This window comes from Aeromonas simiae (assembly GCF_000820125.1).
In the GTDB taxonomy this organism is placed as follows: Bacteria; Pseudomonadota; Gammaproteobacteria; order Enterobacterales; family Aeromonadaceae; genus Aeromonas; species Aeromonas simiae.
The window spans coordinates 1-24,175 of record NZ_CDBY01000032.1; the positions used below are offsets into that span (position 1 = coordinate 1).

The 24,175-nt window shown below is 64.2% G+C and carries 22 protein-coding genes and 2 pseudogenes; 12 read left to right on the forward strand and 12 right to left on the reverse strand.

Annotation, left to right across the window (positions count from 1 at the left end; genetic code table 11):
* The 5 genes and pseudogenes from BN1134_RS19935 to BN1134_RS04585 all read left to right on the forward strand — a co-directional run.
* Window positions 1-195 (forward strand): annotated as a pseudogene (locus BN1134_RS19935) (hypothetical protein); the annotation flags it as partial.
* A 1-nt stretch (window position 196) separates the two neighbouring features.
* Complete coding sequence (locus tag BN1134_RS04570) at window positions 197-622, forward strand: DUF6515 family protein (protein ID WP_042045496.1); 426 nt, start codon at window positions 197-199, stop codon at window positions 620-622.
* A 91-nt stretch (window positions 623-713) separates the two neighbouring features.
* Window positions 714-1,991 carry a ferredoxin reductase family protein gene (locus BN1134_RS04575; protein ID WP_042045497.1) on the forward strand — a complete coding sequence of 426 codons (1,278 nt, stop codon included), beginning with the start codon at window positions 714-716 and terminating at the stop codon, window positions 1,989-1,991.
* Between the two features lie 125 nt (window positions 1,992-2,116).
* Window positions 2,117-2,506 carry a MerR family transcriptional regulator gene (locus tag BN1134_RS04580; protein ID WP_042045498.1) on the forward strand — a complete coding sequence of 130 codons (390 nt, stop codon included), beginning with the start codon at window positions 2,117-2,119 and terminating at the stop codon, window positions 2,504-2,506.
* Window positions 2,507-2,522: 16 nt separating this feature from the next.
* A complete protein-coding gene (locus BN1134_RS04585; protein WP_042045500.1) occupies window positions 2,523-2,900 on the forward strand; it encodes a carboxymuconolactone decarboxylase family protein in 378 nt (125 codons plus the stop codon).
* 128 nt (window positions 2,901-3,028) lie between these two features.
* Here the strand turns inward: BN1134_RS04585 and BN1134_RS18835 are convergent, their stop codons facing one another.
* On the reverse strand, window positions 3,029-3,379 hold the full coding sequence (locus BN1134_RS18835; RefSeq protein WP_052449421.1) for a hypothetical protein: 351 nt from the start codon (window positions 3,377-3,379) through the stop codon (window positions 3,029-3,031).
* Window positions 3,380-3,454: 75 nt separating this feature from the next.
* Complete coding sequence (locus tag BN1134_RS04590) at window positions 3,455-4,486, reverse strand: DUF2235 domain-containing protein (protein ID WP_198133139.1); 1,032 nt, start codon at window positions 4,484-4,486, stop codon at window positions 3,455-3,457.
* A 223-nt stretch (window positions 4,487-4,709) separates the two neighbouring features.
* Here BN1134_RS04590 and BN1134_RS04595 point away from each other — a divergent pair, with 223 nt between their 5' ends.
* On the forward strand, window positions 4,710-5,951 hold the full coding sequence (locus BN1134_RS04595) for a DEAD/DEAH box helicase (protein ID WP_042045501.1): 1,242 nt from the start codon (window positions 4,710-4,712) through the stop codon (window positions 5,949-5,951).
* A gap of 164 nt (window positions 5,952-6,115) precedes the next feature.
* Here the strand turns inward: BN1134_RS04595 and BN1134_RS04600 are convergent, their stop codons facing one another.
* The 3 genes from BN1134_RS04600 to aguA form a co-directional block, all read right to left on the reverse strand.
* Window positions 6,116-6,412 carry a TM2 domain-containing protein gene (locus BN1134_RS04600; RefSeq protein ID WP_042045502.1) on the reverse strand — a complete coding sequence of 99 codons (297 nt, stop codon included), beginning with the start codon at window positions 6,410-6,412 and terminating at the stop codon, window positions 6,116-6,118.
* Between the two features lie 558 nt (window positions 6,413-6,970).
* Window positions 6,971-8,674, reverse strand: a complete 1,704-nt coding sequence (locus BN1134_RS04605) for an amidase (RefSeq protein ID WP_042045504.1) — start codon at window positions 8,672-8,674, stop codon at window positions 6,971-6,973.
* A gap of 130 nt (window positions 8,675-8,804) precedes the next feature.
* On the reverse strand, window positions 8,805-9,917 hold the full coding sequence (gene aguA / locus BN1134_RS04610) for an agmatine deiminase (RefSeq protein ID WP_042045505.1): 1,113 nt from the start codon (window positions 9,915-9,917) through the stop codon (window positions 8,805-8,807).
* A 216-nt stretch (window positions 9,918-10,133) separates the two neighbouring features.
* Here aguA and BN1134_RS04615 point away from each other — a divergent pair, with 216 nt between their 5' ends.
* Entirely contained in the window at window positions 10,134-11,063 is a 930-nt protein-coding gene (locus tag BN1134_RS04615) for a LysR family transcriptional regulator (RefSeq protein WP_042045506.1), read from the forward strand.
* On the opposite strand, the gene BN1134_RS04620 is transcribed toward BN1134_RS04615, so the two are convergent.
* Window positions 11,060-11,629, reverse strand: coding sequence for a TetR/AcrR family transcriptional regulator (locus tag BN1134_RS04620; RefSeq protein ID WP_042045508.1), 570 nt, complete (start codon window positions 11,627-11,629; stop codon window positions 11,060-11,062). The two genes, BN1134_RS04615 and BN1134_RS04620, sit on opposite strands and share 4 nt — an antisense overlap.
* A gap of 146 nt (window positions 11,630-11,775) precedes the next feature.
* On the opposite strand from BN1134_RS04620, the gene BN1134_RS04625 reads away from it, so the two are divergent.
* Both BN1134_RS04625 and BN1134_RS19150 read left to right on the forward strand, forming a co-directional pair.
* Window positions 11,776-12,816: an alkene reductase gene (locus BN1134_RS04625; protein WP_042045510.1), complete on the forward strand. Its 1,041-nt coding sequence runs from the start codon at window positions 11,776-11,778 to the stop codon at window positions 12,814-12,816.
* A gap of 120 nt (window positions 12,817-12,936) precedes the next feature.
* Window positions 12,937-13,854: a GNAT family N-acetyltransferase gene (locus BN1134_RS19150; RefSeq protein ID WP_084214708.1), complete on the forward strand. Its 918-nt coding sequence runs from the start codon at window positions 12,937-12,939 to the stop codon at window positions 13,852-13,854.
* 3 nt (window positions 13,855-13,857) lie between these two features.
* Here the strand turns inward: BN1134_RS19150 and BN1134_RS04635 are convergent, their stop codons facing one another.
* The 5 genes from BN1134_RS04635 to BN1134_RS04655 form a co-directional block, all read right to left on the reverse strand.
* Window positions 13,858-14,316 carry a carboxymuconolactone decarboxylase family protein gene (locus BN1134_RS04635; protein WP_042045511.1) on the reverse strand — a complete coding sequence of 153 codons (459 nt, stop codon included), beginning with the start codon at window positions 14,314-14,316 and terminating at the stop codon, window positions 13,858-13,860.
* Between the two features lie 111 nt (window positions 14,317-14,427).
* Window positions 14,428-16,014 carry a peptide chain release factor 3 gene (gene prfC / locus BN1134_RS04640; RefSeq protein WP_042045514.1) on the reverse strand — a complete coding sequence of 529 codons (1,587 nt, stop codon included), beginning with the start codon at window positions 16,012-16,014 and terminating at the stop codon, window positions 14,428-14,430.
* Window positions 16,015-16,214: 200 nt separating this feature from the next.
* Window positions 16,215-18,062, reverse strand: coding sequence for a GGDEF domain-containing protein (locus BN1134_RS04645; RefSeq protein WP_198133140.1), 1,848 nt, complete (start codon window positions 18,060-18,062; stop codon window positions 16,215-16,217).
* A 96-nt stretch (window positions 18,063-18,158) separates the two neighbouring features.
* The gene (viaA, locus tag BN1134_RS04650) at window positions 18,159-19,610 is read right to left on the reverse strand and encodes an ATPase RavA stimulator ViaA (protein ID WP_042045518.1); all 1,452 of its coding nucleotides are present in this window, start codon (window positions 19,608-19,610) and stop codon (window positions 18,159-18,161) included.
* Window positions 19,611-19,615: 5 nt separating this feature from the next.
* Window positions 19,616-21,205: an ATPase RavA domain-containing protein gene (locus BN1134_RS04655; protein WP_042045519.1), complete on the reverse strand. Its 1,590-nt coding sequence runs from the start codon at window positions 21,203-21,205 to the stop codon at window positions 19,616-19,618.
* Window positions 21,206-21,314: 109 nt separating this feature from the next.
* On the opposite strand from BN1134_RS04655, the gene BN1134_RS04660 reads away from it, so the two are divergent.
* Together BN1134_RS04660 and rimI are read left to right on the forward strand one after the other, a co-directional pair.
* Complete coding sequence (locus BN1134_RS04660) at window positions 21,315-21,689, forward strand: hypothetical protein (protein WP_198133141.1); 375 nt, start codon at window positions 21,315-21,317, stop codon at window positions 21,687-21,689.
* Window positions 21,682-22,131: a ribosomal protein S18-alanine N-acetyltransferase gene (gene rimI / locus BN1134_RS04665; RefSeq protein WP_042045523.1), complete on the forward strand. Its 450-nt coding sequence runs from the start codon at window positions 21,682-21,684 to the stop codon at window positions 22,129-22,131. The genes BN1134_RS04660 and rimI overlap by 8 nt, the downstream gene beginning before the upstream one ends.
* Before the next feature lie 3 nt (window positions 22,132-22,134).
* On the opposite strand, the gene BN1134_RS04670 is transcribed toward rimI, so the two are convergent.
* The gene (locus tag BN1134_RS04670) at window positions 22,135-22,680 is read right to left on the reverse strand and encodes a thioredoxin domain-containing protein (RefSeq protein ID WP_156991659.1); all 546 of its coding nucleotides are present in this window, start codon (window positions 22,678-22,680) and stop codon (window positions 22,135-22,137) included.
* Between the two features lie 188 nt (window positions 22,681-22,868).
* Between BN1134_RS04670 and BN1134_RS04675 the strand changes: the two are divergent.
* A pseudogene (locus tag BN1134_RS04675) lies at window positions 22,869-24,175 on the forward strand (AMP-dependent synthetase/ligase); the annotation flags it as partial.

The window sequence follows — 24,175 nt, forward strand, 5'->3', positions numbered from 1 at the left end:
CCCCTGCTCCCCCCAGCCGCCCTCTATCAGGCGAGCAAGCTGAGTGGTGACCCCCGGGCGACCGCAGCCGAGTTGACTCAGCTGATCCCGCCTGCCGAGAAGGGCAAACGCTATGAGGTGCAGGTGAGCGTGCGCGAAGTGCGTGAACTCCCCACCCCGCCAGCCCAGCCCCTGACCAACAAGCAGGAGCGCTAAGATGCGCCGCGCCTGCCTGCTGCTGCTGGCTGCCACCCTGGCGCTGCCGGCCGTCGCCCGCCCCGGGCGGGGGCCGGATCTGCCGGCTCATCATCATGGCGTGAGTGGCCCCGGAATGAGTGGCCCTGGGATGAGCGTGCCCTTCTCGCCGCTGCCGCGCCCCGGCCACCGGGTTGAGCGCCTGCCGGCCGGGGTGGCCACCGTGCTCATCGCCGGGCTGACCTACTACGTGCTCAACGACATCTTCTACCGCCCTGAAGAGCGTGGCTATGTGGTGGTCGAGCGCCCGGCGGTGAGCGTGGTCGAGCCGGCCCTCACCACGGTCGATGTGGACGGGCGGCGCTACTACGTGAAAGAGGGGCGCTACTACCAGCGCGACATCGACGGCCACTACAGCGAGGTGCCGCCGCCGGCCGCCCTGCGCTGATCCTGTCACACTCTGTCACACAACCTTCCCCCAGCGGCATACTTTGGCTACAAAGCGGGTGTTCAATGGAGGCTCAGACCAAGGAGACTGCATGAACACCCAATCCCTGCGCTGGACCTTGCCCCTCGGAGTCACCCTCATCTGGCTGGCCGGTCTCAATAGCTGGCCCGCCAACTTCTGGCCGTGGCGCCATGAGCTGCTGATCCTGACCGGCCTCATCGGCCTCGCGGCCATGACCCTCTCCCTGCTGCTGGCGCTGCGTCTGCCACGCCTCGAGGCTTGGTGTGGCGGGCTCGATCGCATGCTGCACCTGCACCGCAGCAGCGCCCTCTGGGCCACCACCACCCTGATCGCTCACTGGCTGCTGGTCGAGGCGCCCAAATGGGCGGTCGGTGCCGGCTGGCTGACCCGTCCGGCCCGCCGCGGCGCCGGGGCCAGAAGCGGCAGCGACGCCCTGCTCCACGACCTGAGTAACACCTTGGGCGAGTGGGGCTTCTACCTGCTGCTGGTACTGGTGGTGGTCGGCCTGCTGGCCATAGTGCGCTACGAGCGCTTCAAGCTGGTGCACAAGCTCGCCCCCATCATCTACCTGATGGGTTGGGTGCATGCCTTGTGCCTGCTGCCGAGCATCGGCCTGTTCACCCCGGTTGGCCTGACCCTGCTCATCGGCGGCGGAGTGGGGGCCATCGGCGCGCTCTACTCCCTGTTTGGCCGGGTGGGTAAGGGCGAGCACTACCAAGGGAAGGTGAGCGCCATCACCCCCCTCGATCCTCGCACCCACGAGATCCGCGTCCAGCTCGATGCGCCGCTGCGCCACTACCAGCCGGGGCAGTTCGCCTTCTTCGATTTCGCCGAGTGCGGCGAGCCCCACCCCTACACCCTGGTCGATGTGGCAGCGGATGGCCGCACCCTGACCCTGGCGGTGCGCGCCCTGGGCGATCACACCCGCTGGCTGCTCCAGCACCTCAAGGCCGGGGATGCGGTCAGTGTGACCGGCCCTTACGGCGCCTTCGCCCTGCCGGGCAAGGGGCAGGCCATGTGGCTGGCCGCCGGCATCGGCGTTACCCCCTTCGTGGCCTGGCTCGAAGCGCTGGCGCGCCGCGGCGAGACCCGCCCCGGCACCACCTTGCTGCAATGCGCGCCGGATCAGGCCAATGCCCCCTACCACGCGCGCATCGCCGAGCTGTGCCGCCAGACCGGGATCGAGTACTGGCTGCACCTGGAGAGCGAGGCGGGCCAGCTGGATCTGGCCGAGTTCGGCCGCCACCAGCGCGCCCCGGTCTGGTTCTGCGGCCCCGAGCCCATGGCCAACACCCTGGCCGACCACCTGACGGCGCCACTGCACCGGGAGCTGTTTCGCTTTCGCTGATCCCCTCACTGAGCCCCGCCAGATGGGGGGCTCTCTGTGCACCCTGCCCGGCTGCCCTTGTCCGCGGCCCAGGGCCGCCATAGAGTGCTTGACCTAGAGCGCGCTCTAACTTCTAGGATGACCCCATGGCACCGCACCTCACCATCAACGCCGTCGCCAAGCAGACCGGCCTGTCAGCCCACACCCTGCGCTATTACGAGCGCATCGGGCTCATCGCCCCGGTCGGCCGCGCCCCCGGCGGGCAGCGCCGCTATGACGCGGCGGATCTGGCCTGGCTCGATTTCCTGCTGCGCCTGCGCAGCACCGGCATGCCCATCAGCCAGATGCAGGCCTTTGCCCGGCTGCGCGCCGCCGGTGCGGCCACGGTGCCGGCGCGGCGGCAGATGCTGGAGATCCACCTCGACGAGGTGCTCGCCCATCTGGCGGCGCTGCAACGCAACGCCGACGTCTTGCAGGCCAAGATCGCGCACTACCGCGCGCTGGAGGCCGGTGTGGTGCCCGCGTCATCCACCTAAACAGAGGAGAATCCCGATGAGTTCCACCGATCGCTATCAACGGGGATGGGAGAAGCTGCGCGAGATCGACGGCGAGGTGGGGGAGCAGGTGGTGCAGAGCCTGCACGACATCGCCCCCGACTTCGCCCGTTACCTGATCGAGTTTCCGTTCGGCGATATCTATGCGCGCCCTGGACTCGATCTGAAAAGCCGCGAAATTGCCGTGGTGGCCGCCCTCACCGCCCTCGGCAACGCCGCCCCCCAGCTCAAGGTGCATATCCAGGGGGCGCTCAACGTTGGGGTCAGCCGCGACGAGATCGTCGAAACCATCATGCAGATGGCGGTCTACGCCGGTTTTCCCGCCGCCCTCAATGGCCTCGCCGCCGCCAAGGAGGTGTTTGCCCGCCAGCCATGACGCCGCTCAAGCTGGCGCCACCGAACCGGGAGCCGTTTCGTTTTTGCCAACCTCGGCGCACCTCACCGCTTCACCCTCGACATCAAAAGGGCTTCCCGAAGGAAGCCCTTATCGTCACCCAGCGGGTATCAGTCGCGACTCACCGTGAGCGTCACAAAACCACGGTTGTTCTCGTAAAAACCCCAGGCATCGTTGGCAAAGCAGTAGAGATAGCCGCTCTTGGTCGGCGTGATGCTGGCCTCTTTGCCGATCACAAAGGAGCGGTGTGACGTCGGTGTCCCATCCGCCCTTGGATTGCCTGCGTCCGCAATTACCCCTATCAGGGCAAACCACTCCGCATCTTCCAGCCGCTTGGTAGCCGATATATTGGCCTGACTGTTGCGAGTCACTATGCCGTAGAAGCGCTCGATCTTGCCAAGCGCATCACCCAACAGATGTGCAAGCGCCTTGTCGCGCACCCCCTCTGGGCCCGCCGCCACGTGGGAGTCCTGCCACTCACCATGAGCGCTGAAGCTGTAATGGCGGCCTGCCTCCAGATAGATACCGGTCCAATACTAGGGGTGGCGGGCATACACATTCAGGGTGATCGACCCCGCCGCCGACCACTCCTTGGTGGGCAGATAGGGAAGCTGATTGATGGGAGATATATCGCGCCGATCCTTCACTGATTTGTGGATCTCGGCGGAGTGCAGATTCGGCAAGCTGCGCGGCGAGGTGAGCAAGAGCTTCATCAGACCGACGTGGGATTCGTGCAGCAGGCCGGCAGGATCAGGATGTAGCTGTGAACTGGCTGATTCCCTGAATTCCAATCCACACTGGCCCGCCTCCTCCATCATCCAGGCCAGGGTGATATCGGAAAGCCCGTGCTCCTTGTAGCCGCCCCCCACGTCGCTATGCACGCCGGCAAACCAAATCTGCTCCATGTCTCGCCCCGGAGCCGGCTCCCAGAGGGTCGGCGTGAAGCTGCCTCGTTTCTCGTCGATGGCGACGGCATGGCGCGCCGTCTTGATATGCTGGCCCAGCTTGACGTCGTGAAAACGGTAGTTGTCGGGACGGTCGAGCAAGTTCAGCAATCCCTTGTCATCGGGAATACCGAGAGCGCCGACGGTATCCCATACCCCAATGAAGCGGATAGCCTGAGAGTCAGGATAAAAGGCGAGATCCGCCAAGTGCTGCTTCTTGCGATACCCCTGATCGTAAATCCGCTCCACCACCTCGCCCATCCCTTCGTCAGAGGCGAATCGGACTATCCCGCAGCGCCCTATCATGCCCCCGAGGCTACGGGCCGTGAACGCACCACGACTAAAACCAAACAAGAAAAGCTCATCCCCCTCTTGGTAGTGGGTTGCCAACCACTGGTAGCAATCGCGAATGTCTTCGCTAAGCCCAAGCCCGATCGTGCCCCCCATCACCTTGTCGACCAGACCACCACTGCCGACCCCACTCTGATATCGGGTGAGCTGGGTCTCGTCACAGCGCAAGGCGTTAAAGAGCTTGAACACATTAGTCGGCGCGAGTACCCCGTCATCCTTGTTCTCTTCACTGTTCCAGGTGCCATCGCAGCACACGATCAATTTTCTGGCCATCACGAGTTCCTTCTGTGAGTCTTGTGGCGCCCGCCCGGACACCACACGAAGATTCATGCTAGTTCATCCAGCGGGACTCACCTGAGAGATACCTCACGGCGGCCTTCACCCTTACCGCGGATCGCCACATGACGCAGCCCCTGCGCTTTGAGCCGACCTCTGTTACCATCGCGGCCATCCTTGTCAGGTGGCCATGGGCCGCCCCCATCCAGGTACTCCTGTTATGCCTTCCTCGTTTGCCGACCTTGCCCTCTCCCCCCGCCTGCAACAGACCCTCTGCGAGCTCGGTTATGACGCGCCGACCCCGATCCAGGAGCGCGCCATCCCCCTTATTCTGGCCGGCCGCGATCTGTTGGCGGGCGCCCAGACCGGCACCGGCAAGACCGCCGCCTTCGTGCTGCCACTGATTGAATTGCTGCAAAAAATACCCACCGGCGACCCTCGCCCGGTGCGCGCCCTGGTGCTGGTGCCGACCCGCGAGCTGGCGGTGCAGGTGCAGGCCAGCGTCGAGCGCTACGCCAAGGGCTGCGATCTCACCAGTACCCTGGTCTACGGCGGGGTCAGCATAGCGGCCCAGGTGGAGGCGCTGCAAAACGGGGTGGATATCCTGATCGCCACGCCGGGGCGATTGCTCGATCACCTGCGTCACGGGGCGGTGAGCCTCAGCGCCGTGGCCCACCTGGTGTTTGATGAAGCCGACCGGATGCTCGACATGGGCTTTATGGACGAGATCACCGCGCTGCTAACCTTCCTGCCACAGGATCGCCAGACCCTGCTCTTCTCGGCCACCTGCGATGACAACCTGTTCGCCTTGAGCAAGGTATTGCTGCGCGAGCCTGTGCTCATCGAGGTGGCAACCCGCAACACCACGGCGGCCGAGGTGGAGCAGCGAGTCTATGCGGTGGACGTTGAGCGCAAGGTAGAGCTGGTGCAGCACCTTATCCAGGTGAAGGGGTGGGCGCCGGCGCTCATCTTCAGCCGCACCCGCCAGGGGGCCGACCAGCTGGCCCAGCGCCTTGGCAAGGCGGGCATCAATGCACTGGCCCTGCACGGGGATTTGTCCCAGAGCGCACGCGAGAAGGTGCTGGTTGAGTTTCGTGCCGGCACCTTGCAGGCGCTAGTGGCCACCGACGTGGCGGCGCGCGGGCTCGATATCAGCGATCTCAACTACGTGATCAATATGGAGTTTCCACATCAGCCAGAGGACTACGTGCACCGCATCGGCCGCACCGGCCGCGCCGGCAACCGGGGGCTCGCCATCACCCTGTTCAACCCGGAAGATGCGACGCTACTGGAGAAGGTCGAGGCGCTGCTCGACAGCCGCTTGCCCCAGCAGTGGTTCCCAGGCTTTGAGCCCGATCTCACCCGCGATATCCCCGCCCCGCGCCGGGGCAGCAAGGGGGCCCAGAAGCAGCGCGCCAGAAAGCAGGCATTGGGTCACAAGACAGGAAAGAGCCGGCGTTAAGCCGCTCTTGCCCCCTTTCGGCGACATCCCTTTTGTGAACGTTTCAACGTTGGGATACGGCACGTGTAGGTTGGCGCTGAGCCTGTGAAGCCCAACATACGAGATCACATTATGAAAAATGACCCGCATAAGCGGGTCATCATTGCTGTTTCATTATACACAGGTTACTTTCCTGCGTATTTCAGGGCAAAACTCTCATCGGTTGAACAGAGGTAAATGATGAACTCAATAAAAGCGACAATGGCCGGAATGAATGTCCAGAAGAATATCAAATAGAGGAACCCCATACCGGTTTTACCAAGGTAAAATTTGTGTGCGCCAAGACCACCAAGGAAGAAGGCAAGCAGAGCTGCGGTGACTCGATTCTTGCTTGAGCCAGTAACAGCACCACAGCTCGGGCAAGACACTGCTGTTTTATGAATTTCCTTACCACAGCCCCGGCAGAACACCATATCAGACATAGACCCCCCATAAATGAAAAAATATTTTATTGAGTTTAGCATTGTAGCGACTGGAAATATCGCAAGCCATAAGTCATATGAGGTTCTTGTTGACCATGATCAAAATTATGAAATCCCACCTGAACTCAACATCTACAGAACCTTACTGAACAACCGAATATCAGTTCTATTTATGTTATAAAAATCAGAACATTTCTCCATACTTCACCATGTATTACACGCAGGATGTAGCCTTGATCTATTTTTTTTAGAATTATGTCAATTTCAACTAGAGAAATTTAATTTTCTTCAACAACACCGTCAACATCAAATTTTGATTTTCATTGCCCCTCACCGTAGGGTTGATGAAAACCTTCGACTATCCACTGTTCAGAGAAGTGAGGGGAGTTTGCGTGTACAGATCTAGTGCATAGGTTTGGTTGGGCAGAGCTGGCGAAACCCAACGTTTATTGCAAATCACATCCCGCTATGCGTGATGAATTTCTCAACGCTGTATTAATGAAGAAACAAATAAGGCTCCCATCGGGAGCCTTATTCTATTTATAATGGAGCACTGCATCACCCCAACGGCGGCGTGCGTGGCGGCACCCTGCGCTTGCTGCCGGTGGACTCGAAGGCCGAGGCGACGCGCAGCAGCTTGTTGTCGTCATAGGCGCGGCCGGCGAAGGTCAGGCCCACCGGCATACCGATATCGGCCATGATGCCCATGGGGACGGTGACGGTCGGCACGCCGAGGTGGCGAATGGCGAGGTTGCCGTTGGCCACCCAGATGCCGTTGCTCCAGGCGATGTCGGCGGAGGCCGGATTCACGTCCGCGTCAGCCGGGGCGACGTCGGCGACGGTGGGGAACAGCACAGCGTCGAGCTTGAGCCCGCCCATCCAATCTTCCAAGTCCAGCTTGCGGGTCTTTTCCAGTCCACGCAGGCCATCCGGCACTGTGGTGATCTCGTCCCAGGATTTCAGGCCGCGCTTGGCCATGTTGACGTACTCATCCATGCCCGCCGCCAGATCCCCCTCGCGGTTTGGCAGGGTGCCCGGATCGTGGGGGAAGATCTGGGGGCCGTCGACATCGGCGAGTTTATTGAGCTTGGGATCGCCGTTGGCGCGCAGGAAGTCGTCGAACGCCCAGCCGGAGAGCTCCCACAGCTCGTCGTTGAGAAACTCCGGGCTCACGATGCCGCGATTGAACACGGTCGGCGCGCCGGGTCTGTCCCCTTCGCAGTTGGAGACCAGCGGGAAGTCCACTTCGATGACTTCGGCGCCCGCCGCTTCCAGCGCCTTGCGCGCCTCTTCCCACAGGGCAATCACGGAGTCGCGGGTATGGATGCGCTGACCGGTCGGGCCGCCGATGCCGGGGTGCTCGCTGGTGCCGGCCAGTTCATCCTGGTTGATAAACATGCGCGGCACGCCGAGGCGCTTGCCCTTGAGGGCATCGGGCTTGGCCGCCAGAGCCAGATAGGAGGCCGGGCGCACTTCCGAGGCCTTGGGGATCTTGACCCAGGGCTGCAGGCGCCACAGATCGCCACGGGTTTCGCTGTCGTCGGCCACCACCACGTCGAGCACTTCCAGCAGATCATTCATGGTGCGGGCGTAGGGCACAACGACGTCCATGGTCGGGGTCAGCGGCCAGTTGCCGCGCACCGAGATGACGCCACGGGACGGGGTGTAGGCGCACAGGCCGTTGTTGGAGGCCGGACCCCGGCCGCTCGACCAGGTCTCTTCCGCCAGACCAAAGGCGGCGAAGCTGGCGGCAGTGGCAGTACCGGCGCCGTTGGAGGAGCCGGAGGCAAACGGCGCTGTGAGATACTCAGCGTTATAAGGGCTCTCGGCGCGGCCATAGACGCCGCGCTGCATGCCGCCATTGGCCATGGGGGGCATATTGGTTTTGCCAAGGCAGATGGCGCCGGCAGCGCGCAGCCGCTCCACGGTGAAGGCGTCGCGCTGGGCCACCAGATCTTTAAACGCCGGGCTGCCGGAGGCGGCGGTCAGCCCCTTGACCAGATAGCTGTCCTTGGCGGTGTAGGGGATGCCGTCGAGCGGGCTCAGGGTCTCGCCACGGGCGCGGCGCTCATCAGAAGCTTGCGCCTCTTTCAGGGCATCGGGGTTGCGCACCACCACGGCGTTGAGGCGGGTTTGTGTCTCGGGGCCGTCATAGGCATCGATCCGGGCCAGATAGGCCTGAACCAGTTCGACCGCCGTGGTGCGGCCTGATTCGAGCGCACCGCGCAGCTCGGCAATGGAAACCTCTGTCACTTCGATCATGGGGATCTCCTGTAAAAAGGGTGACGGTTTGTCATGATGATCGCCGCATCGGCGCCTGCGATCATCACGTCATCAAGAGAGAAAACCCCACGGCGTGGGGTACCAACCTCAGCTGGCTTAGAACAGGTGCTTATTTCCCAGAAGGGATCTGCTGGGTAATGCAGTGAATATTGCCACCGCCCAGCAGGATCTCGCGGGCCGGCACGCCGACCACGGTGTACTCGGGGAAGATCTCTTCCAAAATGCGCTGAGCCTCGCCATCGGTGGCGGCATCGAGCAGCGGGTAGACGATGCGATCGTTGGTGATGAGGAAGTTCACGTAGGAGCCGGCCAGACGACCTTCTGCCTCACGCGGTACACCGGTGCCGCTCTCGACGCCAGCGGATTCCTCTTCTGTGCAGAACAGCGGGCCCGGCTGGGGCAGCTTCCACACTTTGAGCTTGCGCCCCTTGGCATCGACCGCAGCCTCGAGCACCTTGAGGGCGGCCACCGAGCGGGCGTACTGGGGATCGCTCCGGTCGTCGGTCCAGTGCAGGGCCACTTCACCCGGACGCACGAAGCAGCACATGTTGTCGATGTGGCCGTCGGTCTCGTCCATGTAGACGCCTTCGTCCAGCCAGATAAAGCTGGTGACGCCCAGATAGTCGCGCAGGTGCGCTTCGATCTGCTCTTTGGTCAGGTGCGGGTTGCGGTTTTCGTTGAGCAAACACTCGGCGGTGGTCAGGCAGGTGCCCTCGCCATCGACGTGGATGGAGCCCCCTTCCAGAATCAGCGGCGCGTCGTAACGAGCCATGCCGTGCTGGGCCAGCATCTGGGCAGCAACCTCTTCATCCTGATTCCACGGGTAGTAGAGGCCGCCCTTGTGACCGCCCCAGGCGTTAAAGCCCCAATCCACCCCACGGCACTCGCCGGCAGCGTTGGTGACGATGGTCGGGCCGGTATCGCGGGCCCAGCAGTCATCGCTGGCCATCTCGACCAGGGTGACGTGGGCAGGCATGATGGCGCGGGCCTGCGCCATAAACTGGGCCGGCACCCCCATAAAGACCGGGGTGGCTTGCCCGATGGCATCGGCCACCTTGGCGAAGGTCTCTTGCGCGAAACGACCGGCGACGCGCCAGTTGTCCGGGCGAAACGGCCAGATCATCCAGACGGCCTGCTGGTGCGCCCACTCGGCGGGCATGGCAAAGCCGTCGGCGGCCGGAGTTGACTCAATGAGAGCGGAGTTGATGGTCTTGATGCTCATCGCAATATCCTTGCAAGCGGCATGATGGCCAACGAGGCGCTCATGCGACCGGTAATAGGGAAACGGGCGGGGCTTGGCCCACCGGCTTGCCATCGACGACGCAACCGTCACTCGATGGGCTATCTGAAAACGGGAACCGGCACAGTGTAAGAAGTTGCGCCTTCATCCATCAAATGAATACGATAGATTGCCCCATCAATAAGACAAATAACAGCGATGAAACTACACCAGCTCGACCTCAATCTGCTGCTCGCCCTCGACGCCCTGATGACACAGGGCAGCGTCACCCGCGCCGCCGAATCCCTCTACATCAGCCAGCCGGCCATGAGCCATGCGCTCGGGCGGCTGCGCAGCGCCTTTGGCGACCCCCTGCTGGTGCGCACCCCGCAGGGGATGGTGCCGACGCCGCGCGCCCAGCATCTGCACAGCGGTGTGCGTCAGGCGCTGCGCCTGCTTGAGCAGCAGCTCAGCGACGAGGAGCAGTTCGACCCGGCCAGCTCGCAGCGGCGCTTCGTGCTCTGCACCACCGACTACGTGGAGTGCGTGCTGGTGCCGCCGCTCATCGCCAGGCTCAAGGATCTGGCGCCGGGGGTGAGCATCGAGATCCGCATCCTGCGCGACAGGCTGCCGGAGGCAGAGCTGGCGAGCGGCGAGATCGATCTGGTGCTGGGGTTTGACGAGTACATGCAGGTGCCGGGGTATCTGGGCAAAGAGACCTGGCTGACCGAGCCGCTGGCCGGTCTGGTGCGCCAAGGGCTGGCAGTAGACGAGGTCATTGGGCGGGAGCAACTCATCGGCATGTCTCACGTGTTTCACTCACCGCTCGGCACCTCGGAAGCCAGCCTGGATCGCTGGCTGGAGGGACAGGGGCTGTCACGGCGCATCTCGGTCAACAGTCAGAGTTACATGTCGGCGGCGGCCATCGTCTGCCAGACCGATCACCTGCTGGTGTTGCCGAGCAAGGTGGCCGATCTCTTGGCCAGCCACTGGCCGCTGCGCCGCCTCACCCTGCCTGAGGATGTGCCGGGGTATCACCTCAACTGCGTCTGGCACCCGGCCCAAGGGCAGCACCCGGCCCTGCGCTGGCTGCGCGCACTGATGAAGGGGCTGGTCGCCCCAGAGAGGGAGGAAGAACCCAGCGCCTAACGGGTGGCGGTGAGCCCGGCCAGCAGCTGCTCGACCACAGCCAGGGAGAGCGCCGGATCGCGCCGGCATTGGGAGAAGGCAACCAGCCCCTGCACCCCCACCAACAGATAGGCGGTGAGGGTCTCGACATTGGCATCGGCCGGGATCGCCCCCTGCTCGACGGCGGCCCGCAGTGCCTGGCGAAAATCATCTTCCAGCGAGCGGTGAATGAGGGCGAGCCGCTGGTGCAGCTCCTCGTCCTGATCCAGCTCCATCGCGGCCCGGGTCACCAGGCAGGTGCAGCGGGTCATCTCCTCCACCAGATGAAGCAGGTAGGCGCGAATGCCGGCCAGCGGCGGCAGGTCGGCCATCAGGGCGGCACGGCTTTCGCTCTTGCGGGCGACATAGTGATCGACCGCCGCCAGCAACAGGCCGCGCTTGTTGCCAAAGGCGGCGTAGAGGCTGCCGGGATGCAGGCCGGTGGCAGCCACCAGCTCCTGCATGGTGGTCTTGGCATAACCCTTGTCACGAAACGCCTCCATGGCACGGGTCAGGACATGATCGCGGTCGAATACGGCGCTGCGCATGGGGCCTCCGGGGATAAAGTGTGGCGCCAGTTTACCGCAAATGGGGGGAGGCGGCCAAATTGTCTTGAACGCGCATTCAAAAAAGAGTTGCATCCCGAGCGAAAAACGTCTTGAATGCTCGTTCAAGATAGTCCCGGAGATCCCCCATGAACACATCGCTGCTGCAACCTTTCGCCCTCAACGACACCCTGACCCTGGCCAACCGCTTCGTCATGGCCCCCCTCACCCGCTGCATGGCCGGCCCCGGTCTGGTGCCGACCGAGCAGATGGCCGCCTACTACGGCCGCCGTGCCGACGTGGGGCTGATCGTCTCCGAGGCGGTGATCATCCGCCCGGACGGCCAGGGTTACCCCAACACGCCCGGTCTCTACAGCCCCGAGCAGATCCAGGGCTGGCGCAAGGTGACCGACGCGGTACACGCCGGAGGCGGTAAGATCTTCGCCCAGCTGTGGCACGTGGGCCGTCTCTCCCACCCCTTCTTCCACCATGCCGAGGTGCTCGCCCCCTCCGCCGTCGCCTTCGAAGGAACGGTGCCGCGGATGCGCGAGCTGAGCTACCAGACCCCGCGCGCCTTGACCAGCGCCGAGATAGCCCAACTGGTACGTGACTACGCCCAGGCCGCCGCCAACGCCATCGACGCCGGCTTCGACGGGGTCGAGATCCACGGGGCCAACGGCTACCTCATCGACCAGTTCCTGCACCACGACACCAACCTGCGCACCGATGAGTACGGCGGCAGCCCGGCCAACATGGCCCGCTTCGCCCTCGAGGTGGTCGATGCCATCGCGGCACGCATCGGTGGTGAGCGCACCGGCCTGCGCCTCTCGCCCGGCGCCTATGTGCACCTCAAGGGGGATGCGCGCGATCGCGCCGTGTTCGACCACCTGGTAGGTGAACTCGACCGCCGCACCCTGGCCTACCTGCACGTGGGCATCTTCGATGACGCCCTCAGCTTCGATTATCTGGGGGGCCGCGCCAGCGATTACCTCCGTGCCCACTACCACGGCACCCTGATCGGCGTCGGCCAGCTGAGCGCCGAGAGCGCCGCCGAGGCCATCCATGCCGGCCGCTTTGATCTGGCCGCCATCGGCCGCCCGCTGATCGCCAACCCGGACTATATCCGCCGGGTGCGCGACGGCGCCGAGCAGGTGCCCTACAGCGAAGCCATGCTGGCCGAGCTGATCTAACTCCCTCTTTCTGTTAGCCAGAGTTGGCGGGCCAGGATGGCCCGCCTTTTTTATGGGGCTTGCACCAAAACGCTGGCCCTGACATATTGTTGCGAACAGCAACTAAAATGGACACCCGAGATGGATACTCGCCCCCTGCGCGCCCTGTCGCGCGAACTGGTGCGCGAGCTGGGCATGCTCTCCCAGCAGTGCGGCAGCCTCACCCTGACCCCGGTCGAAGCCCACCTGCTCATCGAGCTGGAGGCCGAGCCCGCCACCAACCAGCAGCTGGCCGACAAGCTGCGCATCGACAAGTCCAACACCAGCCGCCCCCTGGCGCGCCTGGCCGAGCGCGGCCTCATCGAATGGCAGGCACACCCTTCGGACGGGCGCAGCAAGCAGGCGGTGCTGACCGAGAGCGGTTGGCGCGAGCTGGAAGCCCTGCACGGCGAGATGGACGAACAGATGAACCTGGCGCTGGCCCAGCTCAGCCCAGAGGAGCGCGAGCTGTTGTGGCGCGGCACCACCCTCTATCGCAGCGCCCTATCGCGGGCCCGACGCCAGCAAGGCTACTGGCTGTGCCCCATCGAGCCGACCGACAACGGCGCCATCGCGGCGGTGATCCGCGCCGTCTCGGCGGAGTACGGCCTCACCGCCGACAAGGGCTACGGCGTCTCAGACCCCAACCTGGATCGGCTGTATGAGACCTATCAGCAGCCGAAGAGCCGCTACTGGGTCATCGAAGGGCCGGGTGGCGAGATCCTCGGCGGTGGAGGTCTGGCGCCGCTGGCGGGGGGAGATGGCAGTGTCTGCGAGCTGCAAAAGATGTATTTCAGCCCGGCGCTGCGCGGGCTGGGGCTGGGGCGAAGGCTGGTGCTGCACGCCCTCGATACGGCGCGCGATCTCGGCTTTGCGCGCTGTTACCTAGAGACCACGGCGGTGCTGCGCGAGGCGACCGCGCTCTATGAGTCGCTCGGCTTTGAGCACCTACCGGGGCCCCTTGGCTGCACCGGCCACGGGGATTGCGAGATCTGCATGGTCAAGGCACTGATGCCGTGACGCTTATCCCTTGGCTGCCGGCGGCACGAAGCCAAAGCCGATACCGAGGCGGTTCCAGGCGTTGATGGTGGCGATCGCGGTCGACAGGGCCGCTATGGTGCGGGCATCGAAGTGATGCTCCAGCTCGCCATAGAGGGCTGCCGGCGAGTCGCCTTGGGGCAGGCGGGTGAGCCACTCGGCCCAGGCCAGGGCGGCGCGTTCGGCGTCGCTGAACACGGTGGCGTCGCGCCAGGCCGGCAGTAAATCGAGCTTGCCCTGCGCCACCCCGAGACGGCGTGACTGATTGATGTGAAATTGCAGGCAGAAACTGCAACCATTGAGCTGGGAGGCCCGCAGCTGCACCAGCTCGGCCAGTTCGAGGTCGAGACCGGCCTGCTTGAGGGCAGCCCCCACCGATGCCAGTGCGTCGTGGGCGGCAGGCTGAAGGTGGCGAAAATCAGGGTAATCGATACGGGCAGTCATGGGGGCCTCCAGGGCGATGGAAAGCCTCCACCCTAGCAAGCCTGTCCTGTTGGTCAATAGTCCCAAATGGGCAGCAAAAAAGAACCCCGCCGGATGGCGGGGTTCTTTTTATCAGTGCTCGCGGGTCTGGCGGAAGTTCACGTCCGGGTGACGCTCCTGGGCCAGGCGCAGGTTGACCATGGTCGGCGCGATATAGGTGAGGTTGTCACCGCCATCGAGGGCCAGGTTCGGCTCGTTCTTGCGTTTGAACTCCTCGAACTTCTTGGCGTCGCTGCCTTCCACCCAGCGGGCGGTGGCGACGTTGACCGCCTCGTAGATGGCCTCGACGTTGTACTCGCTCTTAAGGCGCGAGACCACCACGTCGAACTGCAACACACCAACCGCGCCAACGATGAGATCGTTGTTCATCAGCGGACGGAACACCTGCACGGCGCCCTCTTCGGAGAGCTGCACCAGCCCCTTGAGCAGCTGCTTTTGCTTGAGCGGGTCACGCAGGCGGATGCGGCGGAACAGCTCGGGGGCAAAGTTCGGGATGCCGGTGAATTTCAGATCCTCACCCTGGGTGAAGGTGTCGCCGATCTGAATGGTGCCGTGGTTGTGCAGGCCGATGATGTCGCCGGCGCAGGCTTCGACCGCCTGCTCCCGATCGCCGGCCATGAAGGTCACGGCGTCAGAGATGTTGACGTCTTTACCCAGGCGCACGTGGCGCATCTTCATGCCCTTGGAGTAGGTGCCGGAGACGATACGCATAAAGGCGATACGGTCGCGGTGTTTCGGGTCCATGTTCGCCTGGATCTTGAACACGAAGCCGGAGAACTTCTCCTCGGTCGCCTCGACCACCCGGGTCTCGGCCTTGCGCGGCATGGGGGTCGGCGCCCACTCGGTCAGGCCGTCGAGCATATGGTTAACGCCGAAGTTGCCAAGCGCGGTCCCGAAGAAGACCGGGGTCAGCTCGCCGGCACGAAACGCCTCGTGATCAAACTCGTGAGAGGCCCCCTGCACCAGCTCCAGCTCATCGCGCAGCTGGGCGGCGAGATCCTCGCCGACCGCGGCATCCAGCTCAGGGTTATCGAGCCCCTTGACGATGCGCAGCTCCTGAATGGTGTGGCCCTGACCGCTCTGGTAGAGGTAGACCTCATCCTTGTAGAGGTGATAGACCCCCTTGAACTGCTTGCCGCAGCCGATGGGCCAGGTGATGGGGGCGCACATGATGTTGAGTTCGCTCTCCACCTCGTCGAGCAGCTCCATCGGATCGCGGATCTCGCGGTCGAGCTTGTTCATGAAGGTGAGGATCGGGGTGTCACGCAGACGGGTGACTTCCATCAGCTTGCGGGTCCGGTCTTCAACACCCTTGGCGGCGTCGATCACCATCAGGCAGCAGTCGACCGCGGTCAGGGTGCGATAGGTATCTTCCGAGAAGTCCTCGTGGCCCGGGGTATCGAGCAGGTTGACCAGACAGTCGCCATAGGGGAACTGCATCACCGAGGTGGTGATGGAGATACCGCGCTGCTTCTCCATCTCCATCCAGTCGGACTTGGCATGCTGGCCCGAGCCACGGCCCTTGACGGTACCGGCGCGCTGGATGGCCTGTCCGAACAGCAGCACCTTCTCGGTGATGGTGGTCTTACCGGCGTCGGGGTGCGAGATGATCGCGAAAGTGCGTCTCTTGGAGACTTCACTCAGAAATTCAGATGGCATGATTCTATGTTCTTCAGTTGGGCGGCCCACTGGCCGCGACCTGGAATCGAGACGGACGCACGACCTGCGCTCCGGCGCAGCGTGACAAGAGACCATGGCAAGCATGGAGGGAGTCGTGGCGTCTTACATCGGAGCTCGGTTCCGGTTGGCGGATAAATCGCGGCGCATTATACCTGCGCGGGTGAAAAATACCCAGTCCGTCAATCGGCCCGCTCCACCCGGTTGCGCCCGTTCTCCTTGGCGCGGTAGAGCGCGGCGTCGGCGCGCTGGATCAGGGCATTGAGATCCCCGTCCTCCTCCTTGAGCTGCGCCACCCCGATGCTGATGGTGACCGGCGTCGGCATGTTGGGGAAGACCCGCGCCGCCACGAACTGGCAAATGCGCCGAGCCACCCGATCGGCCTCCGTCAGGTTGGTGTGCGGCAACAGCACCAGAAACTCCTCGCCCCCGGTGCGCCCCAGGGCGTCATCGTGGCGCAGCAGGCAGCGCACACACTTGACCACCCACTGCAACACCCGATCCCCTTGGTGGTGACCGAAGGAGTCGTTGATGCGCTTGAAGCGGTCGATGTCGAACAACAGCACCGAGAAGGGCTGCTGCTGACGGCGGGCCTTGGACAGCATACCGGCGCCACGCGCCATGATACGGCGGCGGTTCTTGATGCCGGTCAGTTCATCGGTAAACGCCAGCGCCCGCAGCTGGCGCGAGTGCGCCGCCAGCCAGGCCACGGCCAGCAGAGCCAGCACCAGGCCGAGGGCATACACCAGGTTACGCCAGAAGCGCACCTCCACCAGCCGCTCCAGCTTCTGCTGTTGCAGGGCGTGGGCCGCCTTGAGCCGCTCGTGCTTGGCCTGCTCACGGGTAAACGCAAACTCGTTGCGCATCCAGATCTGTTGCTGCTCCAACAACTGCTCGTCGATGCGATGCTCCAGCGCCAGGTAAAGTTGCAGCGCCGCGTAGGCCTCCTGGTAGCGTTGCAGGCTGGCCATCGCCTCGCTGCGCGCATGCTGCAACCACATCAAAAAGCGCTGGTTCTCTTCATGGGCGAAGAAGCGCTCGGCCTGATCCAGCAGCGGCAGCGCCTGCTGCGCCTGACCCAACGCCGTCAGCGCCCTGGCCTGGATCAGCTCCCAATAGGCATACAGGGAGGGATCGCTCTGGCGATTCATCCGGGGGGCGCTCTCTTGCAAGAGGGCCTGCGCCTCCTCCGGCTGCCGCAAGCCAAGCCGCGCCTCGGCCTCACCGATGCGGATAAGATCGATATCCTGGGCGCTGTCCCCCTCCTCGAAGGCGTGACGCGCGGCGATGAAGCTGTCGATCGCCATCTGATAGCGCCCAGAATCCAGATGCAGCAGGGCATATTCGAGCTGCAAACGGGCCAGTTCGTCGTGGCGCTCCTGCTGCACGAGGCGGGCGTGAATCCTGTTGAGGTGGGAGAGCGCTTCGCTGTAGTACTCCATGCGCCGGTAGGTGCGCGCCATCGCCAGTTGAACGATCCGGGCATGTCCGACGGCGCCGGCCTGATGCAGCAACCGGTAAGCCTGCTGCTGATCCTTAATCCCCTCGCCGAGCCGCCCTATGTAGGAGAACATGTCGCCACGCTTGGCCAGCGCCAGCCCCTCTTCACGGATGGCATGCAGCCGCTTCGCCTCATTCAGGCCGGTATCAAAATCGCGACGGGCGGCATCCACGTCACCCAATAACTGGTAATAACCACCGCGGCAAATGGTGAGATCGGCCACCGCGACCGCGTCCTGCTCCTGGCGGGCCTGCTCAATCAGGCGACTGGCCTCGCGCACCGCCTTCTGCATCTGTTCGATGCGATCGGCACTCTGGCTCTGGCAGGCGAGACGGCGGATGCGGGCCTGGGTGGCGGGCGGGTAGTGTGACAGCTCCGCTGACAATGCATGGGTGCGGCGGTGCAGCGAACCAAACAGAGGAGGACCTTGCTCCAGCGTGGTCAGTTCCCGCTCAAGTTGGTCGGGAGGGAGCGGTGCGGCGGCCCCCATCAGACTGACCCCGCATAATAACCAGACTGCTCGTTTCACCATGATTCCTCGGTACTACTTACTGCCGATGGCTGAGTATACGGGGAAAGCCTATTCCAATAAGCCCCTTTCCCACCATCTTGCATAAAAACAGGGTTAGTGTTGCCAGCGCCGCAGCAGACGGCCACGCAGGCCGCAATCGAGCAGCCAGCTGCGATCAAATACCCGCAGCAGCGCTCGCTTGGCGTGCCGTGAAAGCGCCACCGCGTGAAAGCGGGTCTGCAACCGGCGCTGCGCATCCATTCTAGCCAGCAGGGCGTGAGGCAGGCTCTGGGCGATGAAATCGGAGATGATCAGCACATCGGCGCGACGAAATGCGGGCGCATCGAGCTGAGTCAACGCCCGTTCGAGGCAAGGCACCAGATCGGTGCCGCCATGAAAGCTCATGGAGAGGAAGCGCTCCGCCTGCTCCAGGCCGGTCTCGGCGGTGATCTCAAGGGTCGCCACCTCGGTGGAAAAGAGCATCAGGTAGCAGGGGCGCCGCTCCTCCATCGCCAGACCGAGCAGAGCCAGGAACAGCGCCTTGGCACACTCCTCCGGATAGCCCCCCATGGAGCCCGAAGTGTCGATGCAGACGATAAAGGGGCCACGGCGCTGCTCCTGCTCCCCCCCCTGACGCGGCGTCTGCAACACCACGGCGTGGCGCGGCAGGGTGCCGCGCGACTGGTAGCTGAGCAGGCGCCGCTCCAGATAGCGGCGATAGAATTCAAATTCGAGATCCGCATCCCCCAGCATGGCCGCCTCGCTCGGCAACATGCGCAGCAGATCCCCCGCCGGATGCAGGCCGACCAGATCGTCCGGCACCTCGTCGCTCTGCACCGGTTGCAGCTCGCGCACCTCCTGCGGCGGCAACGGGCTCTGCTCGCGCTCTTTGGCGTGCTGGCTGCGCCCGAGCAGATCGGCGATCTCGCGCAGCAATGGCTCTTTTGCCAATAACCGGGCGTACTGCTTGACCAACTCCAGGCTGCGTCTGTGCCAGTGCCCCTGCGCCAGATCCCACAGGCCGCCGGCCGAGACCTGATGCGGATCGAGCGCATCGGCCAGGGTGCGGTTGGCCAGCAACTGATCCTCTATCTCGCAGCGCAGCTTTTCACGTTCCGCCTCGGCGATGGCCTGCTGCAACGTGAGCAGCTCCCCCACTAAACTGGCGCGCCAGCGCTCCAGCAGCAGGCGCCGGCGGCTGTCGGTGGGCTGCTCGAGCAGTTGCCGGATCAGGGCGTGCGCCTCACCGGCAAAGGCGCTGCCCCGCTCCAGCTCGAGTTGCAGCGCCGGCAGCCGGGTCACCAGCGCCCCCAGCGCCATGGCGCGGCACTCCTGATAGGCCAGGTATTCACGCTCCAGCGCCGGCGGCACCGGCTTGTGGCGGATCTCATCGCCCAGCTGCTCGCCCCAGCGGGCGATGCGCTGGCGCAGGGCCGCCCCCTGCTTGGGCGAGCGGTTGATAAAACGGGCTATCTTGGGCGCAGAGATGAGCGCCAGCGCCATCTCGCCGGCCACTTCGCTCTCGCTGAGCAGCAGGCCAAGATCCATGGCGCCGATCTCGAGCATGGTCGCTACTCCGCCAGCCGAGCCAGCCGCACCGGCCAGCCATCGAGACGGGTGGCGAACAGTTCCAGATCGCGCGCCAGCACGAAAAAGCTGCTCTCAACCTTTTGCAGCCACTCATGGCTGACAAACAGGTGCTGCTGATGCAGCTCGAACAAGAGCCGCTGGCGGCGCAGGCTCTGCTGCAATACCTGGGCCTGACGCAGCAGCTCAGCGACCCGCTCCTGCCAAGGGGCGAGCACACTCTGTGCGACAGGTGCCTCCACCAGCAGCAGCGGCAGCGGGGCGCGTTGCCCGTCGAGCACCTGCAACTCGTGCTCGTCGTTGAGGGTGAGCTCAAAATGCCCCTCCTTGGGACTGCCCAGCCGCCAGCCCAGCGTGTGCTCCCCCACCGGGTGCCAGTGGGCCAGGGTGGCGCGCTCAAACACCAGGGTCTCGGTCAGCAGGGCCGGCTCCTCGGCCTCGAGCGCCGCCGGATGCAGCAGGTGCAGGTGTACCTGCTTGCCAAAATGGCGAGCGCGGGAGAGATCGAGCACCAGGCCACGGCCACGCCGGCCAAACCACTGCTTGCGCTGCTGGGCGCGGCAGGCAAAACGGCGGGCCACCTCTTTTTCAAGCTGGCCGAGCTGCTCTTGCAGCCCGTGCAGTTGGCGGGTCATGGCCAGCTGACCATAGCCGTGCAGGCGGGCCGACTCGTCGACGATATCGAGCAGCGCCTGGCGCGACTCACCGTCATGCCACAGGCACTCTTTAAACAGCAGCAGATCGAGGGGGGCCACTTCGGCGCGCCCGTTGAAAAAGGCGCTCGCCTTGGCCAAGCGCACCGCCTTCTTCCAGCGCCGATCCGAGACATAGCAGCGCCCCTCGAGCTGGCTCTCGATGCGCTGACGCAGCTGATAGATGAGATCGAAACAGTTATCGGGCAGCACCACCGCATCGATGGCCACCTGCCACGCCTCATACTCCTCGCTCGTGATGGCCAGCCCAGGCGCCAGCTTCACCTCGGCCTGTCCCTCGCTGGCCAGCAGGGCGCGGAAGTTGGACTTCTCCTGCACCCGATCCAGCCACAGCCGCAGCAGCATGCGGTCATAGAGCGCCTCGAGGCCGCTGTCTGGGGCCGGCAGCTCGTTGGAGGCGGTCACCAGCAGCCGCAGCGGAATGGGGTGCTGGGCATCGCCGTTGCGAAACTGCCGCTCGTTGATGGCGGTGAGCAGGGTGTTGAGGATGGCCGGGCCCGCCTTCCAGATCTCGTCGAGGAACACCACCTCGGACTCGGGCAGATAGCCGCGGGTCAGACGCAGATACTTGCCCTCCTCTTTCAACGCTTGGATCGAGAGGGGGCCGAACACCTCCTCAGGGGTCGAGAAGCGGGTCATCAGGTATTCGAAATGGCGCGCCTCGTGAAACGCCTGCTTGAGGCGCCGGGCAATCAGGCTCTTGGCGATGCCGGGGGGGCCGAGCAGGAAGACGCTCTCGCCGCTGAGGGCCGCCAGCAGGCACAGGCGCAGCACCTCCTGACGCTCGTAGAGTCCTTCGCCAAGGGCCGAGACCAGGCGGTTGATGCGTTCGGGGAGAGCGCCGTTGGAGTGTGGCCGCATAAGGATTCCGTTTCAGAAAGTCGCGATGGCATGGTGCAGAAAAAGAGGTTCGAGTGTACTCTGCACCGCATATTTTTCACCAACCCAGATCAAGAGTGAGGCAGTCGCGATGCAAGATCCAGCGCCGTTTGACCAGCGCCCCGCCATGCTGGCCCGCATGGGGATCCCGACCTGGCAGTCGCGACACTCGGCCGGGGTCACGGCGACCCCCGACGAGGCGGCGACGGCGCCTGCCGGCCGCCTCTGGCTGCGGGCCGAACGGCTGCCCGCCCCTGCCTTTCTGGGGGATCTCTGCGCCCTGCTCGGCCTCTCGAGCGACGAGGTGAGCCTGCTGCCCCCCGGGCCCCTGCCGGCCGGGCAACCCGAGTGGCTGCTGCTGACCGAGCCCGATGCGGCCCATCCGGCAGCGCTCGTCTGCCCGCTCAACCCCGACGCGGCCGCCAAGCGCGCCTTGTGGCACCAGTTACGGAGTCTTCATGCTTGAGTTTCGTCCCCTGACCGAGGCCGATTTTGCGCTTATCTATCCCATCGAGCAGGCCGCCCACCGCTGGCCATGGAGTAAAGCGAACCTGCTCTCCTGCTTCGGGCCGCGCTACCTCAACGGCCTGCTGCTGCAATCAGGGCAGCCGGTCGGCTTCTACATCTCGGATCTGGTGGCAGGCGACAGCTCGCTGATGAACATCTGTGTGCACCCCGACTGGCAGGGCAAGGGGCTGGGACGCGCCCTGCTGCTGGATTATCTGGAGCGCAGCAAGGGGAAGGGGGCCGAGGCCTGGTTTCTCGAGGTGCGCGCCAGTAACGGGCCCGCCATCGCCCTCTATGAGAGCGCCGGATTTGCCGAATACTGCCGGCGCGAGGACTATTATGGCACCGGTAACGATCGGGAAGACGCCATCTTGATGTCACGTCTGTTCGCCTTCAACTAAGCCTCACGGCCTCAGCAGCCGACGGGTGTTCTCCAGCGCCATGTCGAGGCTGGCCGGCGAAAGCGGCATGTGGTTCCCCTGCTGGAAATCGCCGCGAGGCACCCAAATCTGGGAGGCCTCGACCACCACCTTGATGGGTAAAACCGGGCCGCTGGGCTCCTGCTGCAAGAAGATCTCGGGGTAGCGTTCCACCTTGGGTAACCGCGCCATCACCCGTTGGCTCTCATTGCCGAGATCGGGATTGAGCCGCACCCGGATGAAGGGCGCCAGCACGGCGGTCATCTCGGGATTGTCGAACAATCGCTCGTGCAGCAGCACACAGCGCCGGCAGTGGCCTGGGCTGCGCTCCACCAGATAGAGCAGCGGACGGCCCTGACTGAGCGCTTGCTGCTGCGCCCGCTCCGCCCCGGCGGCGCCGCTCAACCAGATAGGTTCGGGGGCCTTCACTGGCGCGGCGCGCTGCCACCAGAACCAGCCCCCCAGCAAAGCGGCCAGCACCCCCGCCAGCAACACCACGATTTCCCTGCATCTCCTTGCCACCATGCTCATGCTCCCAGCCTTGTCCGGCACCATTTAATCACCGTTTGGTTGCCCACCCAATAGTACCTGAATCGGGCCTGTTGCATCAGCACGACAACATAGCGAACACTTGTAAGCTGGATGGGTAGTGTTTAAACTCTAGACCGCTATAAGCCTCACTTTGTGGCGTACAACTGTTTTATTGAGGAACACTTTTGATGCAGCAGCTTCACCTGATTCGACTGTTTCGCGAGCGGATTGCCCAGCTCGGCAACAAAGCCGCCCTGCGGGTTCAACAGGATGGGCAGTGGCGTGCCATCGGTTGGCGAACCCTTGGCCAGGCCATGGACTACTGCGCCCAGGCACTGATCCGTGCCGGCCATCAGGAGTGTGAGATGGTGGGGATCTATTCGCGCAACATGCCGGAGTGGACCCAGGCCGACCTCGGCATCCTGGCCGCCCGCGGCGTCAGCGTGCCCATCTACCCCACCAGCACGCTGGAGCAGGCGCGCTACATAGTGCGCGACGCCGGCATCAAGACCCTGTTCGTCGGCGAACAGCCCCAGTTTGACCAAGCGCTGCAACTGCTCGAGAGCGGTGATATTCGCGCCATCGTGGCCCTCGACTCCGCCGTCGATCTGCGCGGCTGCGAGCAGGCCTGCCACTTCCAGACCTTCCTCATCAGCGGCAACCACCATCCGAGCGAGCTGGAGCTGCGTCGCCGCGAGCAGCACTACGCCATGGATGATCTGTTCACCCTCATCTACACCTCGGGCACCACGGGTGAACCCAAGGGGGTGATGCTGGACTTCGCCAACCTCTCCGCCTGCTTGCAGATGCACGATGACCGCCTCGAGGTGGGAGAGGACGACGTCTCCATCTGCATGCTGCCGCTCAGCCATGTATTCGAGCGCGGCTGGAGCTTCTACGTGCTCTATCGCGGCGCCGAGAACGTCTATATCCGCGATCCGCAGCAGGTGATGAACGTCATCGGCGAAGTGAAGCCGACCCTGATGTGCTCGGTGCCGCGCCTCTACGAGAAGGCCTATGCCCTGATCCAGGCCAAGGTGGCCGAGGCCCCGGCCCTGCGCCGCGCCCTGTTTGGCTGGGCGACCCGAGTCGGCACCCGGGTAGTCGAGCGCCGCCAGCAAGAGAAGCGCGTCTCTCCCCTGCTCTACGTCCAGCTGGCGCTGGCCGAGCGGCTGGTGTTTCGCAAGCTGCGCGCCCGCTTTGGCGGCCGCACCCGCTTCCTGCCGGTGGCCGGCGCCCGCCTGGCTGACGACGTGAACCTCTTCTTCCAGGCGATGGGGCTCAACCTCAAGTACGGCTACGGCATGACCGAGACCATGGCCACCGTCTGCTGCTACGAAGACAGCCGCTTCCAGCTCGGCTCCATCGGCACACCGCTGAGCGGGATCGAGGTCAAGCTTGGCGAGAGCAAGGAGCTGCTGGTGCGCGCCCCGACCGTGATGCGCGGCTACTACAAGAAGCCGGACGCCACCGCCGAGGTCATGACCGAGGATGG